Here is a 15,011-nt window from a genome sequence, read left to right as displayed (position 1 = left end):
GCTTAAAAATGCGCGCACTATAATAGCGCACGGCAGTGCAAATGCGAACTTTGGCGCAGTTACAGTGCAATCTGTGTGGTCTTAGGCACCTGCTGTAATTGCCAGTGAGCTATCGCCCACGCTAGTACTTCTGCGACCGGCGCTGTGGCTAATGTCGCAGGTGGCGCTTGGCCTAAAAACCTCAAGGCTTGGCATAACTGGTTACTTGCATGATTTATATCTAAGGCAGGTGCATGATTTTGCTTAGATAATTTATTGCCGGCTACGGTAGCCAATGGCAAATGTAACCAGCTTGGCACCGGCGCATTAAGTTGTTGGTAGAGCGATATTTGCCGGCCAGTGGGCGCTAATAAATCCGCTCCTCGTACCACTTCACTAATGCCAGTGTGCGCATCGTCGATGACCACGGCCAGATTATACGCATAAAAACCGTCTCGGCGGCGCACAATAAAATCTTCTTCTGCCAACGCACGGTCTATTTTAACCTTACCTTGCAGTAAATCCACAAATTCATATACCGGATTGCTCATGATAAGGCGCGTGCCGCTGCCCTTAGCGCCTAAGTTGAGGTAGCGACAGTGGCCATTATAAAAACCGCCGCTTTCAGCAATTTCTTTACGGCTGCAATGGCAATAATAGGTTAAGCCGCGCTTTTCCCATTGCTCGAGGAGGTGTTGATATACGTCTAAGCGCTGACTTTGATATAAAACGGGGCCGTCCCAGTGTAATCCGAACGCATCTAGGCTAAAGAGGATCTCATCGGCCGCCCCTGGCACTTCTCGCGGAGGGTCAAGATCTTCGATACGCAATAACCAGCGCCCTTGGTGATGTCTGGCTTGTAAAAAACTACCAAGTGCGGCAATTAACGAACCAAAATGCAAAGGGCCACTGGGGGAGGGGGCAAAGCGCCCAATGTAAGGCTTGGGCGCAGTGGTATTCATGACAACGACTTAGTAGCCGGCCATTTGTTTTTCTTTAATTTCGGCAAGTGTCTTACAATCGATACAAAGATCGGCAGTAGGTCTTGCTTCTAACCGGCGAATACCGATTTCAACACCACAATGTTCGCAAAAGCCAAAGTCATCTTCTTCGATCTTTTGCAGTGTTTTCTCAATTTTTTTAATCAGTTTGCGTTCACGATCTCGAGCACGCAACTCAAGCGCAAATTCTTCTTCTTGCGCAGCTCTGTCCACCGGATCGGGGAAATTGGCTGCTTCATCTTTCATGTAACCCACAGTGCGGTCCACTTCTTCACGCAATTGAGTGCGCCAAGCGCCCAAAATCTTGCGAAAGTGAGTCTTTTGTGGCTCGTTCATGTATTCTTCGTCAGGCTTTGCCTGATAGGCCTCTACACCGGCAATGGCCAGAATACCGAGAGATTTCTTGAGTTCGATTGCTGGCATTCTGTATCTCCTAAGAAGCAATATTGCGCCAACCAAATTTTTTAAGCGGCTATCTATAGCAGAAAGCCTATTAGCAAGGCAATTTTGCCGTGCTATTTCGATGATAATTCTACTTGAAACAGGACATAGGCCACTTTAGGTGCTAAAAGTGGGTCTCAGTCTTGTCCCTATTAACGGAGCGAATCGCTTGTTGTTTCCTCATATGGGGGCGATGGTGGGGCTTTCAAGAGACAAGTTATAAAACACCCTGTATTTATTATTAATCTAAGAAGGATAGCTGTGATGGTGGCCTTTTCACCTTCTTTACAAAAAGGACAGTTACTGCGTCGCTATAAACGTTTTTTAGCCGATGTCCAAGTACAAGACCAAACACTCACTCTGCATTGCCCTAATACCGGAAAAATGACCGGTTGCGCTGAGCCTGGGTGGCCGGTGTATTTTTCTGAGTCCAATAATCGTAAGCGCAAATACCCCCATACTTGGGAGCTCGTTGAAAATGAGCAGGGAGATTTTGTCTGTGTTAATACTCAGCAAGCCAACGCCTTAGTGGCCAGCGCATTAGCTGAGCAACGTATTACGCCGCTTAGCGCTTATCAAGACATGAAAGCGGAAGTACGTTATGGCACTGAGCAGAGTCGCATTGATTTTTTACTTAGTGCCTGCTCGCTGCCAGACTGCTACGTAGAAGTAAAAAGCGTTACTTTATTGGCCGAAGAGCACAGTCCCGGACAAGGCTATTTTCCTGATACCAAAAGCGAGCGCGCACAAAAGCATGTGCGCGAGTTAATGCAATGCGTACGCGACGGTCATAGAGCCGTATTATTATTTTGTGTCTTACATACCGGTATTACACGGGTAAGCCCAGCTGCGCACATCGATCCTGACTACGCCGCCTTAGTCGAAAAAGCCATGGCGCTAGGGGTCGAGTGTCTCGCTTGGCGCGCCACCATTAACCCTCAAGGCATGCAGCTAATAGCGCCTGTGCCGTTTTCGCTAGCGCCCGACCTCGTCCTCTCTTAACTTTTTACTAAGGGCCAGCGTGCTAATTCTTCATAGTGCACACCTTGCTCACTGGCAGTGGAATTGTATAAGGCTAAATAGGGCGGGCTAAAGGCGAGCGGGCTAATGGTAATCCGAGGAGGCGCGGGGGTATTACGATATACACTCACGTGCGGCCGATAAGCTTTATGGGGCTTAGCTAAACGCAACGAAGCACAGCGTAATAACAACTCTTGATAGAGAGTGCTCAGTGCTGTAGGTACTCTGGTCGGCCCTAACCAAGCCACTTGCGCCTTAGGGAAATAGCCTAAATTATCTAGACGTAAATGAAATTTAGCTAAGCGCACCCCCGATAGTTGCCGATGCAAAGAATCAAACTGTGTAGGCGTGAGCGCTCCTAAAAAACGCAAAGTTAAATGAAATTGATGAACGGGGACTCGTCGTCCAGGAAGCGCCAGTTGGTCTTGAAGTAAGCTCAATGACTCACTGAGCTCAGTGGCGGGGAATGCTAAGAATAAGCGGGAATAATCGCAGCTCAAACCCACCTCCTAATAGTAAGTAATAACCGCATACTGACCAGTGGCTGTTACTTTGGCAAATTAAAAAGAAGGCGTGATAGCAGACACTTAACTCCTAGGATAGGTCTTTGAGCGCTAAAGAGTACCGCCCTTGTTATAAAAGCTGTCCCTCATAAATGCACTGAATTATGGCGATAAAAAACTGTGCTGAGTAATGCAATTTATCGGGATATTTGGCACTATATAGCCGCTTTTTATCGGTCTTCTCCTCGTTAAGCTAATGCACCTTAGGTATCACTATCTTAAGCTCAAACATCTCGTCGCTGCCCATCGCCCACGTGCTGCCAGAATTAAAGGCGGCCTTAAATGCTGCGCACATTATCTTAGAAGCTCCGCCTGGGGCGGGTAAGTCTACGGGCTTGCCATTATGGTTGTTGGCGCAACCTGAGCTTGTAGGGCGCATTATTCTATTGGAGCCAAGGCGCTTGGCGGCTCGTACTATTGCCCAATATTTGGCGAATCAACTGGGGGAAGAGCTGGGTAACCAAGTAGGTTATCGCATGCGCGGCGAGAGTCGAGTGAGTAGTACAACGCGCTTAGAAGTGGTGACCGAAGGGGTGCTGACCCGTATGCTACAAGCGGATCCTGAGCTGAGCGGTGTGGACTTACTGATTTTTGATGAGTTTCATGAACGTAGTCTACAAGCGGAATTGGCTCTTGCCTTTGCCCTTGAAAGCCAGCAGTTACGCGATGACCTTGGTATTTTAGTGATGTCTGCCACCCTAGAAGGCTTGGCGTTGGATGAACTATTACCTAATGCCGTTGTTATTAAAAGCCAAGGACGTAGTTTTCCGGTCACTGTTAGTTATCAGCCGCGCAATTTGCAGCAACCTCTTGATGAAAGCATGGGCAGAGCTATTGTAGCGGCCTTGGAAGAGCACTCGGGTAGCGTATTGGCTTTTTTACCGGGAGAGCGCGAAATTGCCGATACGCTACGCTGGCTACAACATCATGGTTTGGCGGCCCGTGATGAGGTGGAGCTTAGGCCTTTATATGGCCGATTAAGTTTGGCCGAACAGCGGCGAGCCATTAGCGCCTGTGCAGCGGGGCGGCGCAAAGTGGTGTTAGCCACCAATGTGGCAGAAACCTCACTCACGATTGAGGGCATTAGCATTGTGGTTGACTCAGGTTTGGAACGTCGCGCTGAGTATGAGCCGCAATCAGATATTAGCCGCTTAACCACTCGCTTTATTAGCCAAGGCTCGGCTACCCAAAGAGCAGGGCGCGCTGGGCGCATGCAGCCCGGATGGTGTGTGCGTCTATGGTCCGAAGAGCAACAGCCTCGCTTAGCCCAGCGCCGCCCTGCAGAGATTGAACTCAGTTGTCTTACCCGCTTTGTGATGGAATGTGCCGCATGGGGCTGTGCCCCTGAACAATTAGCACTGCTCAGTGCGCCGCCTGCTGCTTTGCTCGCTGCGGCCCGCCAACAATTAAGCGCACTAGGCTTATTAAACGCCGATAAGCTCACCGCATTAGGCCAACAAGTATGGCGTTTAGGCAGCGAAGCTCCCTTGGGCTTGTTGCTAGTGAATGCAAAAGCGTGGCAAGCACAAGGCAAGGCAGGGGCGTTGGCCGACGGTGTTTATCTAGTCAGCTTATTAGAAGAGCATCGCTTAGATAACGGCCCTTTGTCTGGGCAAATTTTAGCGCAGCAAAGTGCACTTAAAAAAACCGCTCTGCGTTGGTTTAAGCGCTTAAATGCTACACCTAGTCTGCCTAGCACTCAGCATGTTGGAGCATTACTAGCCAGTGTTTATCCGCAACGAGTGGCGCTACTTCGCAATGCCCAACGATATGGCTTAGCCAATGGTTTAACGGCCAGCTTGCCCCTCGCCAGTCCGCTAAGCGGTAAAGAATTATTAGCCGTGGCCGACTTAAGTAAAAATGATAATGGCGTAATAATCCAAGCGAGTGAGCCCATAACCTTCGCTCAACTTGAAGAAGCCGCAGCGAGCTATTTTTCTGAGCGAGCCTATTTAGTGTGGGATGATGAAGCTAACCGGGTGCGGGCCGAGCAACAAGCCTGTTTTGGTAACTTAATTTTAAAGCGTACGCCCTTAACTAACCTAAGTGGCGAACAAAAAGCCCAGTGTCTATTAGCAGAGCTCCAAAAACGAGGGTGGCAAGCGCTGCCTCTTGATGAACAGAGTCAGCAATACTGGTTGCGATTGAAGCTGGCAGGACAAAAACTGGCCGATCATGGCTTTTCTCCCGCTGATGAAAAACACTGGTTGGCAAGGGCCGAGCTGTGGTTATTGCCTTATTTGATGGGGCTTAGTCGTTGGGAGGAGTTATCACGACTGCCTTGGCTGCAAATATTTAAAGCACAACTGGACTGGTCACAACAGCAATTGCTGGATACTCTGCTACCCGGCTCACTGACGCTCGCGACTGGCACTCAAGTGCGAATTCGCTATCGAGCAGAGCAAGATCCGGTGCTGCCGGTGCGCTTACAAGAAATGTTTGGCCGCTCTGATAGCCCTCAGCTAGCACAAGGTCGAGTGTCTTTAGTGCTTGAGCTGTTATCGCCCGCTCGGCGACCACTACAAATTACTCGAGATCTGGCAGCATTTTGGGCCGGGTCTTATGAAGATGTTAAAAAAGAAATGCGGGGGCGCTACCCCAAACACCACTGGCCTGATAATCCAGCTACCACAGCGCCAACCCAGTATACCAAGAGGCATAATAAGCACTGATTATGGCAAAACAGACTCGAACTAAGAAAAGCACCAAGAAAAAACCGCTTGAACAGCGCCGCTTTGGCTGGGGCTTGTTGCTTAAGGTCGCACTGGTGATGGCGGTACTGATGGGGGTTTTTGGTATCTATTTAGATAGCCAAGTGCGTGAGCGTTTTGAAGGCCAAAAGTGGGCATTGCCAGCATTAGTATATAGCCGACCCTTAGAATTATTCCCTGGACAAAAGCTCTCTCACGCTCAAATGCTGCGTGAGCTGCAAATGCTTAATTATCGTAAAGTAGACAGTCCTAGTGGACCTGGGGAATATTTTGCGAATAACAGTCGCATTGATATTCACCGTCGTTCTTTTAACTTTTCTGATGGGCCAGAAGATGCGCGCCAAATTTCACTTACCTTTGCCGGACAACGCCTACAAGCGATTAAAAATCCGGTCAATGGTCGTGAGTTGGGCTATGCGCGAATGGACCCGGTGCTGTTAGACCGACTGAATGTTGATAAGCGAGAAGACCGCTTACTGGTGCGCTTAGACCAAGTGCCTGAGTTATTAAAAACTGCGCTAATCACCGTAGAAGACCGAGATTTTTATAAACATGATGGCGTGTCGCCCATGGCGATAATACGGGCTTTGGTGGTTAACTTAAAGGCGGGTCGCACTATACAAGGGGGCAGTACGCTGACCCAGCAACTTGCTAAAAACTTATTTTTAACGCCCGATCGCAGCTTATGGCGCAAGGTACAAGAAGCCTACATGGCGCTAATTATTGATTTTCGCTATGACAAAGATGAAATCTTAGAAGCTTACTTAAATGAGGTTTACTTAGGCCAAAATGGTAACCAAGGCGTTTATGGATTTGGTTTAGCCAGTTATTTTTATTTTGGCTTACCGCTTAATGAGTTAAATCCCGATCAAATCGCGTTAATGGTGGCTTTGGTAAAAGGTCCCTCTTATTACGATCCTTGGCGCAACAGTGAGCGTGCGAGAGATCGCCGTGACTTGGTGCTGCGCCTGCTGGCAAATGATGGCCATATTGATCGCGCCACTTATGAGCAGGCCAGTGGGGCGCCACTGCGCCTCATTGAGCGTGGACGCATGGGCTATGGCCGTACGCCGGCATTTATGGGCTTGTTGCGCCAAGAGTTGCAAGAGCGATTTGGTAATGAATTTTTAAATCAAAATGGCTTGAAGATTTTTAGTAGTCTTGACCCTATTGCTCAGCACAGCGCCGAGCAAGCTATCGCCGAGCAAGTAAAACAGCTGCGTGCGAATACTAAAAAATCGGATTTAGAAGCGGCCATGGTGGTCAGTAATTGGCGAAAAGGAGAGGTGAGTGCCGTCGTGGGCGGTGCCGACCCCAGCTATGCTGGCTTTAACCGAGCATTGTCGGCACGCCGTGCCATTGGCTCCTTAATTAAGCCGCCTGTCTATGCTCAAGCATTGGCATCCGGCTTTACTTTAGGCAGTGCCATTAAAGACCAACCGATAAGCTTGCGCAGTGAAGGCGGACAAGTATGGAAGCCTAATAACTATGATCGTAAATTCCGCGGACAGGTGATGTTTGTGGATGCGCTTGCTAAATCTCTTAACGTACCGACCGTCAACATAGGGATGGCGGTGGGTTTAGATAAAATCATTAAAGGCTTAGAGCGCATGGGAGTGCGCCAATCTATTCCGGCTTATCCGTCGTTAATGTTAGGCACCCTGGAGTTAACGCCGTTTGAAGTAAACCAGCTGTACTTAACTTTGGCTAACCAAGGCTTATATCAGCCTCTTACTTCTATTCGAGCAATTCAAGATAATCAAGGTGAACTGGTTTACCAACACACGGCCAAAGCTACCCAAGTCTTAGATCCCGATGCGGGTTACTTAGCGCTATATGCCATGACAAAAGTGGTCGGTGGCGGTACCGCAGCCCATTTGGCGGCGCGCTTTCCTAACCGAGTAATGGCCGGTAAAACGGGTACCACTAACGATCTGCGGGATGCTTGGTATGCCGGCTTAGATAATGAAGAGCTCGCCAGTGTGTGGGTAGGGTTAGATAATAATGGCACTACCGGATTAACGGGTGCCAGTGGCGCGCTGCGGGTGTATAGCCGTTATTTAGATAGCCGAGGTGTCGACTCACTTGAGCTAACTCAACCGCAAGGGGTTGAGCAGGTGAATTTTGCATATAGCGATGGCCAGCCTGCCGACCCAAGATGCGAGCAAACGCGGTTATTACCGGCAAAGTCTGCCGACTTACCGCCCATACGGGGTTGTCGACCGGCTACGCCCACTTACGATATTCCGGCTGCGGGTGAGCAAATTGGTGATTGGCTAAAAGATATCTTTAACTTCGCAAGATAATAATGGCAGCCGCTTATATTAAAGCCTCCTAATTAGGAGGCTTTTTTATTAGCGATAGTGCGCCCCACTTAAAGTAAGCGCCACTAAGAAGTAAAAGGCGGGCTGTGTTAATTGTCGCCTTAAAAAACCCTTAAGCTTTCATTGCAGCAAAGGCACTCTCTGCCGCTGCTAAGGTGTGGGCAATTTCTTGCTCGCCGTGGGCGAGCGACATAAAGCCTGCTTCAAAAGCAGAAGGTGCTAAGTATACCCCTTGCTCTAACATCAAATGGAAGAAGCGTTTAAAGGCGTCTACATCACAGTTCATCACTTGCTCATAACTGTGGATGTCTTTTTCAGTGGTAAAGAAAAAGCCAAACATAGCGCCCACTTGTGTGGTAGTAAAAGCAATGCCATGTTTATCTGCCGCCGCTTGCAAGCCCTTAACGAGCGCTTGAGTGTTGGCTTCTAATTGTTGATGAAGGCCTGGCTTGCTAAGGGCGTTCAATGTAGCCAGACCCGCCGCCATGGCGATGGGGTTGCCCGATAACGTCCCAGCCTGATAAACAGGACCCATAGGCGCTAAATGCTCCATTACCTCACGACGACCACCAAAGGCACCCACTGGCATACCGCCGCCGATGATTTTACCCAAAGTGGTTAAGTCAGGAGTTACGCCATAGCGTTGCTGAGCACCGCCTAAGGCCACGCGAAAGCCGCACATCACCTCATCGAAAATAAGCAAAGCACCGTATTGATCACAAATTTCGCGCAAGCCTTGTAAGAAGCCGTCTGCAGGCGGAATGCAATTCATATTACCGGCAATGGGCTCGACGATAATGCAGGCAATATCATTAGGTGCGGCGGCAAAAGCCGCTCTTACTGAGTCTACATCGTTATAAGTGGCGGTAAGCGTGTGTTTAGCAAAATCTGCCGGTACGCCAGGCGAGTTAGGTTGGCCTAGCGTCAGTGCACCTGAGCCCGCTTTCACTAATAAACAGTCCGCATGGCCGTGGTAGCAGCCTTCAAATTTTAAAATTTTATCGCGCCCAGTAAAGCCGCGGGCTAAGCGGATTGCACTCATGGTCGCTTCGGTGCCAGAGTTCACCATGCGGGTCAGCTCCATGGAGGGCACTAATTCTTTTACTTTTTCTGCCATGGTTACTTCACTGGCCGTGGGCGCACCGAAGCTTAAACCGCGCTGCACAGCTTCAATAACAGCCTCACGCACTACAGGCGCGTTATGACCTAAGATCATCGGTCCCCAAGAGCCGATATAGTCCACATAGGATTGGCCATCGGCGTCAAAAATATAAGCCCCTTCGGCGCGTTCAATAAAGCGAGGTGTACCGCCGACACCATTAAAGGCGCGCACCGGAGAGTTTACGCCGCCAGGAATGACGAGGCGGGCCTTTGCAAATAAGTCATCAGACTTAGACATGTAAGCATCCTTTGAAATGAGCTGAAGCGGCAACTGCTGCCAAGGTGGGCAGACTATAACAAAAACTGGGCGGCGCTTGAATGCAGCTGTGTTGTCCTTTATTACGCTAAAGCTGGCGCGCGGCTAAGACCTTTGGCACAATTTGCTCTTATCCGCTAGGAGTTCATTATGACTAAAGCCATCGATCGGCGTTTGCTCGGGTGTGGGCTGGCTTGCGTACTCTTAGGCATTGCGCTGCTTATCGGCGGCCAAGGTTATTATGAACAATCTCAAATGCTAGCTCAGCAGCAAGCCCAAGGGGAGCGCCAGCGCCAAGAAGTGCTGGCTCTTAGAGTAGAGCTGCAAGCATTACTCGCTTCCCAAGCCAGTCAGCTAGCCCAATTAGAGCAGCAATCGCAACAACTTAGCGCCCAGACTCAGCAGTTGGCGCTATATCGACAAGTGCTAGCCAGCGATGGTAGTGCTGAGTTGTTATTAGCCCAAGAAGACATCACCCCTTTATCGCAGACGGGCTTATTTTCTTACCGACTGGTATTGTTACAGCCGAGCAAGACCGATAAACGTATTACGGGTGTGGCGCGAATTAAAGTACGCGCCTTACAAAATGGGGTGTCTGTGGTACTCAATGATGAAGTATTAGGCGTAGCCCCTGTTACCTTGGATTTTCGCCATTTCCAAGTGCTAAGCGGGCAACTACAGTTGCCCAGCGACAGTCAGGCGCAAACGCTAGAGTTGCAGTTAGACTTGGATGGCAAAGCGCTGCGTACGCTTAGCTTAAATTGGCCCACCTTTGAAAGTGAATGAAGTGAAACGGGTAATTGAACTGGGCTGACAATACTTGATCTGTTTAGTCGGGTATTAGATAATTTCAGCCGATAACTAATTCAAGAGGTAGTGATGAGTGAAGCAATCCCTTTGCCAATTCAAATGAGTGATGCGGCAGCCACTAAGATCCAAGCCTTGATCACGGAAGAAGAAAATCCTAATTTGCGCTTACGGGTGTATATCACTGGCGGCGGATGTTCGGGCTTTGAATACGGCTTTACCTTTGATGAAAAAACCAATGATGGCGATACCGTGATTGAAAAAAACGGCGTGATTATGGTGGTAGATAGTATGAGCCTACAATACTTAGTTGGCGGTACCGTTGATTATATTGACGGTTTAGCCGGCTCGCGCTTTTTGGTGACTAACCCCAATGCGACCAGTACCTGTGGCTGTGGCTCTTCGTTTAGTATCTAGTTTTGGAGGTGGGTAATGTCAGTACTCGATTGGTTTAAAGGCGACGCTCCAGAGTCAAACCCTGCCCCAGAAGTGGCAAGTGTTGACAAATTGGCGCTGTATGAAAAAGACTGGTGTCCCTTTTGTGAGCGCGTAAAAAGCGTTATTAAAGAGCTGAACCTGCCCATAGCAAAGTGTGATATTAGCCAACCAGAACACTTGCAAGCTTTAATGCAAGGCGGCGGTCAGCGTATGGTACCTTGCCTGCGCATAGAAACTGCGCCTCAAGAATATTTTTGGCTCTATGAGTCGGCCGATATTATTCATTATTTACGCTGCCACGCCGAGCGCGAGCATGAGTAATTATTCGGGTGCTGAGCAGGGCTTTGTATTGCATGCTCAGTTAGCCGCGGATTGTTTGGTGCTAGGGGATCTGCCCTTATGTCGAGTGCTACTGGCCAACGACAGTCATTACCCTTGGTTAATCTTGGTTCCTAAGCGCGCTTCGCTGCGTGAAGCGCATCATTTAAGTGCCTCTGATCAGCAGCAGCTCATGATTGAGTCCTGTGGCGTGGCGCAACTATTAGAGACCTGTGTTGGCGCTGAAAAAATTAATATAGCGGCGTTAGGTAATATGGTGCCCCAGTTGCATGTGCATCATGTGGCACGCTTTAGTCATGATGCAGCTTGGCCTTCACCTATTTGGGGCAAGGTGAGTGCCAACCCCTATGAAAAACCGCACAGCCAAGTCAGCCTATGGCAGCAAAGATTACGCCAACTTACCGATTTTATTAGCGCTTAATAATGAGTCCCTAACAATAAGGACTCATTATTGTTAGTTTTAATTTTAGCTTCCCGTTTAGTGCAGATACTAAAAGTAGCTAGGGATTGCGCGCCAGCATAATATCACTCACTTTTGACAGCTGTGCCATCAGGCGCTTGGCTTTGGGCTTAAAGACCGCTAATTCAGCAGGCGATAAAAATGCCGCTTGTGGAAGATCGACGCTTTTAGGGTCTTTATGAATGCCATTGACTAGAAACTCATAGTGTAAATGCGGCCCTGTTACCCGTCCGGTGGCCCCTACCGTGCCAATTTGCTGTTCTTGCTTAACTTTTTCTCCTTTATTAACTTTGCGCTGATGTAAGTGCAAATATTTAGTGGTGTAGGTGCTGTCGTGGCGGATCACCACATAGTTGCCATTAAAGCGGCTAAAACCAGACTCTACTACTACGCCATTACCGGCGGCCACCACTGGCGTTCCAGTACGGGCGGCATAGTCGATGCCACGGTGAGGTTTGACTTGACCGGTAACCGGATGCAAACGTCTTGGGTTAAAGTTAGAGCTAATATGAGAAAAGTTGACGGGGGCTCTTAAAAAGCTCTTGCGCATATAGCGCCCCTCTGGGGAGTAATAGTTACCATCTTGATGGCGAATCGCTTGGTATACTTTGCCCTGATTAGTAAAAGAGGCTGCCAATATATTGCCGGTGCTAACTAAAATGCCGTCTTTAAAATACTGCTCATATAAAACGGTAAAATTGTCATTAGTGCGGATATCTAAAGCAAAGTCCACGTCCCAAGCGAACATGCCAGCCAAGCTCATAATTTGATTAGGGCTAAGGCCCGCGCCAGCGGCGGCATTCCAAAAGTTAGAGCTAACAGTGGCCTGAGCAAACTCCGTTCTTTTTTCAAGCTCCGCTTGTTCTATGTGTGAGCTAAGTCCCTCACTGGTGTAGTTGATATGTAAGCTGCGGCTGTTATCTAATGGATAGTGCAAACTCTTAAATTGATGCTCTGCATCAAAACCGAAAGTGAGAATTTTACCGGGGTAGAGTTTCGCGAGCTCGCTGGCCACGCCGTTAAGCTGATTAATGTCATGTAAGAGCGTGGAAGGTAAGCCATTACGGGAAAAGATGGCCGATAGGGTATCACCACTGCGCACTTGGACGGTACGCTCTTGTACTAATACCGGGGCTTGAGTAGTGGCGGTGTCGACTAAATCAAGGGATAAAGTAAGAGGCTGGCGCTCGCCAACTTGCTCTAAAATGACAGTGGTGGGCTGAGCACGGCCAGCTTGTGCGGACTCTGAGGGGGCTAAAGATAATAGGCCAACCAAGACGCTTAATACTGAAATAGCGACCTTATGCGGTCGCGGAAACTGTTGGAAGTGTTTAATCATGAGTAGTAATAGCTCTTCCGAAAAAGTGGTAAAGATTTTACAGGCTTTCCAATTTATCTGCCATTCCAGTAATATGCTCGCCTTATTTTGTTCGATTTATCTAAATAGTCATTTCGAGTGGCGAGCACTACGTAATTGCTATTTTAGGTGCACAGCACAGGAGTATAGTTGTCATGTCCGAACTAGAAACGGCACTGGCTGAAATTAAGCGTGGTGTAGAAGAAATATTGGTTGAAGATGAGCTGATTGCTAAGCTCAAACTGGGCCGACCACTGCGTGTGAAGTTGGGCATGGATCCTACGGCACCAGATATTCATTTAGGCCACACGGTTATCCTTAACAAGTTGCGCCAATTTCAAGACTTAGGTCACCATGTGTTATTGCTCATTGGCGACTTTACCGCCCAAGTCGGTGATCCCAGTGGTAAAAACACCACACGCCCGCCACTCACCGGCGAACAAGTGTTAGAAAATGCCAAAACCTACGCTGAGCAAGCATTTAAGGTGCTAGATGCCGATAAAACTGAGATTGTTTATAACTCCACTTGGTTAGGTGAGTTAGGCGCAAGTGGCATGATCAAACTGGCCTCTCAGCTGACGGTGGCGCGGATGTTAGAGCGTGATGACTTTAAAAAACGCTATGCCAGCGGCCAGTCGATTGCCATTCATGAATTTATCTATCCCTTATTGCAAGGCCATGACTCAGTCGCATTAAAGGCGGATATTGAGCTTGGCGGGACCGATCAGAAATTTAATTTATTAATGGGCCGTGAGTTACAAAAAGAAGCGGGCCAAGCGGCGCAAGTGGTGATTACCATGCCCTTACTTGAAGGCTTAGATGGCGTGAAGAAAATGTCTAAGTCAGCTCACAACTACATTGGCGTAGATGAAGCGCCGGGTGAGATGTTTGGCAAAATCATGTCGTTGTCTGATGAGCTAATGTGGCGCTACTTTGAGTTGTTATCTCGCTTAAGCTTAGAAGAACTGGCCGGCCTTAAACAACAAGTTGCGCAGGGCGCTAACCCGCGCGATATTAAAATTTTGCTCGCTAAAGAAATAATTAGCCGCTACCACGATGACGCCGCCGCCGAGCAGGCCCATCAAGACTTTATTAACCGTTTTCAAAAAAATGCCATTCCTGATGAAGTACCAGAGCTAAGCTTAAATGCTAAAGCAGGCGGCATGGCCATCGCGAATCTCTTGAAAGAAGCAGGCCTAGTGGCTTCCACTTCTGAGGCGCTGCGCATGATCAAACAAGGTGCGGTTAAGATAGATGGCGATAAGTTAGAGGATACTAAGTTAGTAGTGAAGGCAGGGAGCGCCGTGTATCAAGTGGGTAAGCGTAAGTTCGCTAAGGTGACTTTAGGGTGAGGGAAATGGTGAGGAGTCATACACCGAATTTGTAGACTGAGGTGTTAGTATTTTACGCCCAAGCACAAAAAAGGCCTCCCCATTGGAGGCCTTGTTACTTTGCGCCACAAACCTTGCTGCACATTCTAATAGTGTGTTTAAAACTTCGCCTCATGCCTCACCGATTAAGTGAAAACGCCGGTAGTGATAAATGCCAACGAATCGCCGCCACTCTTAAGATAAAGGTACCTGCCATGCCGAAGAGAGTAGCCAATAACGGCGCTACGCCCAGCGCTAAAGAGCCGGTATAAAGCACGCCGCCTAAGATACAGGCAGTAGCATAAATTTCGCGCTGTAACACCATGGGTACTTCGCGAGCTAACACATCACGGATCATGCCCCTGCTACTCCTGTGATCACGCCCATCACTACCGCTACCATGCCCGAAGTACCATAAGTGAGGGCTTTATCGGTACCGATAATAGTAAAGGTGGCTAAGCCAAAGGCGTCGGCGAGAGGTAAAATATACCAAGGTAAGCGCCTTGGTAAGGTTGCTATGTATTGCCCTAATAAGGCAGTTACCAAAATTACCCATAAATACAGCGTATCTGCCGTCCAAAATACCTGATCGGCGCGGATAATGAGGTCGCGAATGGTGCCGCCGCCAATAGCGGTAACGGCGGCCAGCACGATGACGCCAAAGCCATCCATGCGCAAACGTCCCGCCACCAGTACGCCAGAAAAGGCGAATACAGCCGTGCCAAACAGATCACTCCAGTAAAACACCGACTCAACCAAGGGCTGCATTCGTGACTACCTTATT

At 48.8% G+C, this 15,011-nt stretch carries 13 protein-coding genes and 1 pseudogene; 8 read left to right on the top strand and 6 right to left on the bottom strand.

Going from position 1 to position 15,011, the window contains the following annotated elements:
* Nucleotides 1-59: 59 nt before the first annotated feature.
* Together gluQRS and dksA are read right to left on the bottom strand one after the other, a co-directional pair.
* Nucleotides 60-941 carry a tRNA glutamyl-Q(34) synthetase GluQRS gene (gluQRS, locus tag CBP12_RS08880; RefSeq protein ID WP_086964113.1) on the bottom strand — a complete coding sequence of 294 codons (882 nt, stop codon included), beginning with the start codon at nucleotides 939-941 and terminating at the stop codon, nucleotides 60-62.
* Nucleotides 942-950: 9 nt separating this feature from the next.
* On the bottom strand, nucleotides 951-1,403 hold the full coding sequence (dksA, locus tag CBP12_RS08875) for an RNA polymerase-binding protein DksA (RefSeq protein ID WP_086964112.1): 453 nt from the start codon (nucleotides 1,401-1,403) through the stop codon (nucleotides 951-953).
* Between the two features lie 285 nt (nucleotides 1,404-1,688).
* On the opposite strand from dksA, the gene sfsA reads away from it, so the two are divergent.
* Nucleotides 1,689-2,423, top strand: a complete 735-nt coding sequence (sfsA, locus tag CBP12_RS08870) for a DNA/RNA nuclease SfsA (RefSeq protein ID WP_198341902.1) — start codon at nucleotides 1,689-1,691, stop codon at nucleotides 2,421-2,423.
* On the opposite strand, the gene thpR is transcribed toward sfsA, so the two are convergent.
* The gene (gene thpR / locus CBP12_RS08865; RefSeq protein ID WP_157420089.1) at nucleotides 2,420-2,941 is read right to left on the bottom strand and encodes an RNA 2',3'-cyclic phosphodiesterase; all 522 of its coding nucleotides are present in this window, start codon (nucleotides 2,939-2,941) and stop codon (nucleotides 2,420-2,422) included. The genes sfsA and thpR overlap by 4 nt on opposite strands.
* 293 nt (nucleotides 2,942-3,234) lie before the next feature.
* Here thpR and hrpB point away from each other — a divergent pair, with 293 nt between their 5' ends.
* Both hrpB and mrcB read left to right on the top strand, forming a co-directional pair.
* Nucleotides 3,235-5,676: an ATP-dependent helicase HrpB gene (hrpB, locus tag CBP12_RS08860; RefSeq protein ID WP_086964109.1), complete on the top strand. Its 2,442-nt coding sequence runs from the start codon at nucleotides 3,235-3,237 to the stop codon at nucleotides 5,674-5,676.
* 2 nt (nucleotides 5,677-5,678) lie between these two features.
* Nucleotides 5,679-8,021: a penicillin-binding protein 1B gene (mrcB, locus tag CBP12_RS08855; protein WP_086964108.1), complete on the top strand. Its 2,343-nt coding sequence runs from the start codon at nucleotides 5,679-5,681 to the stop codon at nucleotides 8,019-8,021.
* 130 nt (nucleotides 8,022-8,151) lie between these two features.
* Here mrcB and hemL read toward each other — a convergent pair whose 3' ends face one another.
* Complete coding sequence (hemL, locus tag CBP12_RS08850) at nucleotides 8,152-9,438, bottom strand: glutamate-1-semialdehyde 2,1-aminomutase (protein ID WP_086964107.1); 1,287 nt, start codon at nucleotides 9,436-9,438, stop codon at nucleotides 8,152-8,154.
* 168 nt (nucleotides 9,439-9,606) lie between these two features.
* Here hemL and CBP12_RS08845 point away from each other — a divergent pair, with 168 nt between their 5' ends.
* The 4 genes from CBP12_RS08845 (at nucleotide 9,607) to CBP12_RS08830 (ending at nucleotide 11,461) form a co-directional block, all read left to right on the top strand.
* Nucleotides 9,607-10,242, top strand: a complete 636-nt coding sequence (locus CBP12_RS08845; protein ID WP_086964106.1) for a DUF6776 family protein — start codon at nucleotides 9,607-9,609, stop codon at nucleotides 10,240-10,242.
* 93 nt (nucleotides 10,243-10,335) lie between these two features.
* Nucleotides 10,336-10,680 (top strand): iron-sulfur cluster insertion protein ErpA, encoded by a 345-nt coding sequence (erpA, locus tag CBP12_RS08840; protein ID WP_086964105.1) that lies wholly within the window; start codon nucleotides 10,336-10,338, stop codon nucleotides 10,678-10,680.
* A gap of 15 nt (nucleotides 10,681-10,695) precedes the next feature.
* The gene (locus CBP12_RS08835) at nucleotides 10,696-11,022 is read left to right on the top strand and encodes a glutaredoxin family protein (protein WP_086964104.1); all 327 of its coding nucleotides are present in this window, start codon (nucleotides 10,696-10,698) and stop codon (nucleotides 11,020-11,022) included.
* A complete protein-coding gene (locus CBP12_RS08830) occupies nucleotides 11,015-11,461 on the top strand; it encodes an HIT domain-containing protein (protein WP_086964103.1) in 447 nt (148 codons plus the stop codon). The genes CBP12_RS08835 and CBP12_RS08830 overlap by 8 nt, the downstream gene beginning before the upstream one ends.
* A 79-nt stretch (nucleotides 11,462-11,540) precedes the next feature.
* Here the strand turns inward: CBP12_RS08830 and CBP12_RS08825 are convergent, their stop codons facing one another.
* Nucleotides 11,541-12,839, bottom strand: a complete 1,299-nt coding sequence (locus CBP12_RS08825; RefSeq protein ID WP_086964102.1) for a peptidoglycan DD-metalloendopeptidase family protein — start codon at nucleotides 12,837-12,839, stop codon at nucleotides 11,541-11,543.
* A gap of 173 nt (nucleotides 12,840-13,012) precedes the next feature.
* Between CBP12_RS08825 and tyrS the strand changes: the two genes are divergently transcribed.
* A complete protein-coding gene (tyrS, locus tag CBP12_RS08820) occupies nucleotides 13,013-14,209 on the top strand; it encodes a tyrosine--tRNA ligase (protein ID WP_086964101.1) in 1,197 nt (398 codons plus the stop codon).
* Between the two features lie 157 nt (nucleotides 14,210-14,366).
* Here tyrS and CBP12_RS08815 read toward each other — a convergent pair.
* Nucleotides 14,367-14,995 (bottom strand): annotated as a pseudogene (locus CBP12_RS08815) (trimeric intracellular cation channel family protein).
* Nucleotides 14,996-15,011: the final 16 nt, after the last annotated feature.

Origin of the sequence: Oceanisphaera avium, assembly GCF_002157875.1 — a bacterium.
Taxonomy (GTDB): Bacteria; Pseudomonadota; Gammaproteobacteria; order Enterobacterales; family Aeromonadaceae; genus Oceanimonas; species Oceanimonas avium.
Note: the sequence above shows the minus strand (reverse complement) of the source record. Positions and strands in the feature narration are given on the sequence as shown.

Excerpts from the sequence above, each read along its gene's own strand:
- gluQRS (WP_086964113.1), bottom strand. The coding sequence starts at position 941 with ATGAATACCACTGCGCCCAAGCCTTACATTGGGCGCTTTGCCCCCTCC.
- dksA (WP_086964112.1), bottom strand. The coding sequence starts at position 1,403 with ATGCCAGCAATCGAACTCAAGAAATCTCTCGGTATTCTGGCCATTGCC.
- mrcB (WP_086964108.1), top strand. The coding sequence starts at position 5,679 with ATGGCAAAACAGACTCGAACTAAGAAAAGCACCAAGAAAAAACCGCTT.
- hemL (WP_086964107.1), bottom strand. The coding sequence starts at position 9,438 with ATGTCTAAGTCTGATGACTTATTTGCAAAGGCCCGCCTCGTCATTCCT.
- CBP12_RS08845 (WP_086964106.1), top strand. The coding sequence starts at position 9,607 with ATGACTAAAGCCATCGATCGGCGTTTGCTCGGGTGTGGGCTGGCTTGC.
- erpA (WP_086964105.1), top strand. The coding sequence starts at position 10,336 with ATGAGTGAAGCAATCCCTTTGCCAATTCAAATGAGTGATGCGGCAGCC.
- CBP12_RS08835 (WP_086964104.1), top strand. The coding sequence starts at position 10,696 with ATGTCAGTACTCGATTGGTTTAAAGGCGACGCTCCAGAGTCAAACCCT.
- CBP12_RS08830 (WP_086964103.1), top strand. The coding sequence starts at position 11,015 with ATGAGTAATTATTCGGGTGCTGAGCAGGGCTTTGTATTGCATGCTCAG.
- CBP12_RS08825 (WP_086964102.1), bottom strand. The coding sequence starts at position 12,839 with ATGATTAAACACTTCCAACAGTTTCCGCGACCGCATAAGGTCGCTATT.
- tyrS (WP_086964101.1), top strand. The coding sequence starts at position 13,013 with ATGTCCGAACTAGAAACGGCACTGGCTGAAATTAAGCGTGGTGTAGAA.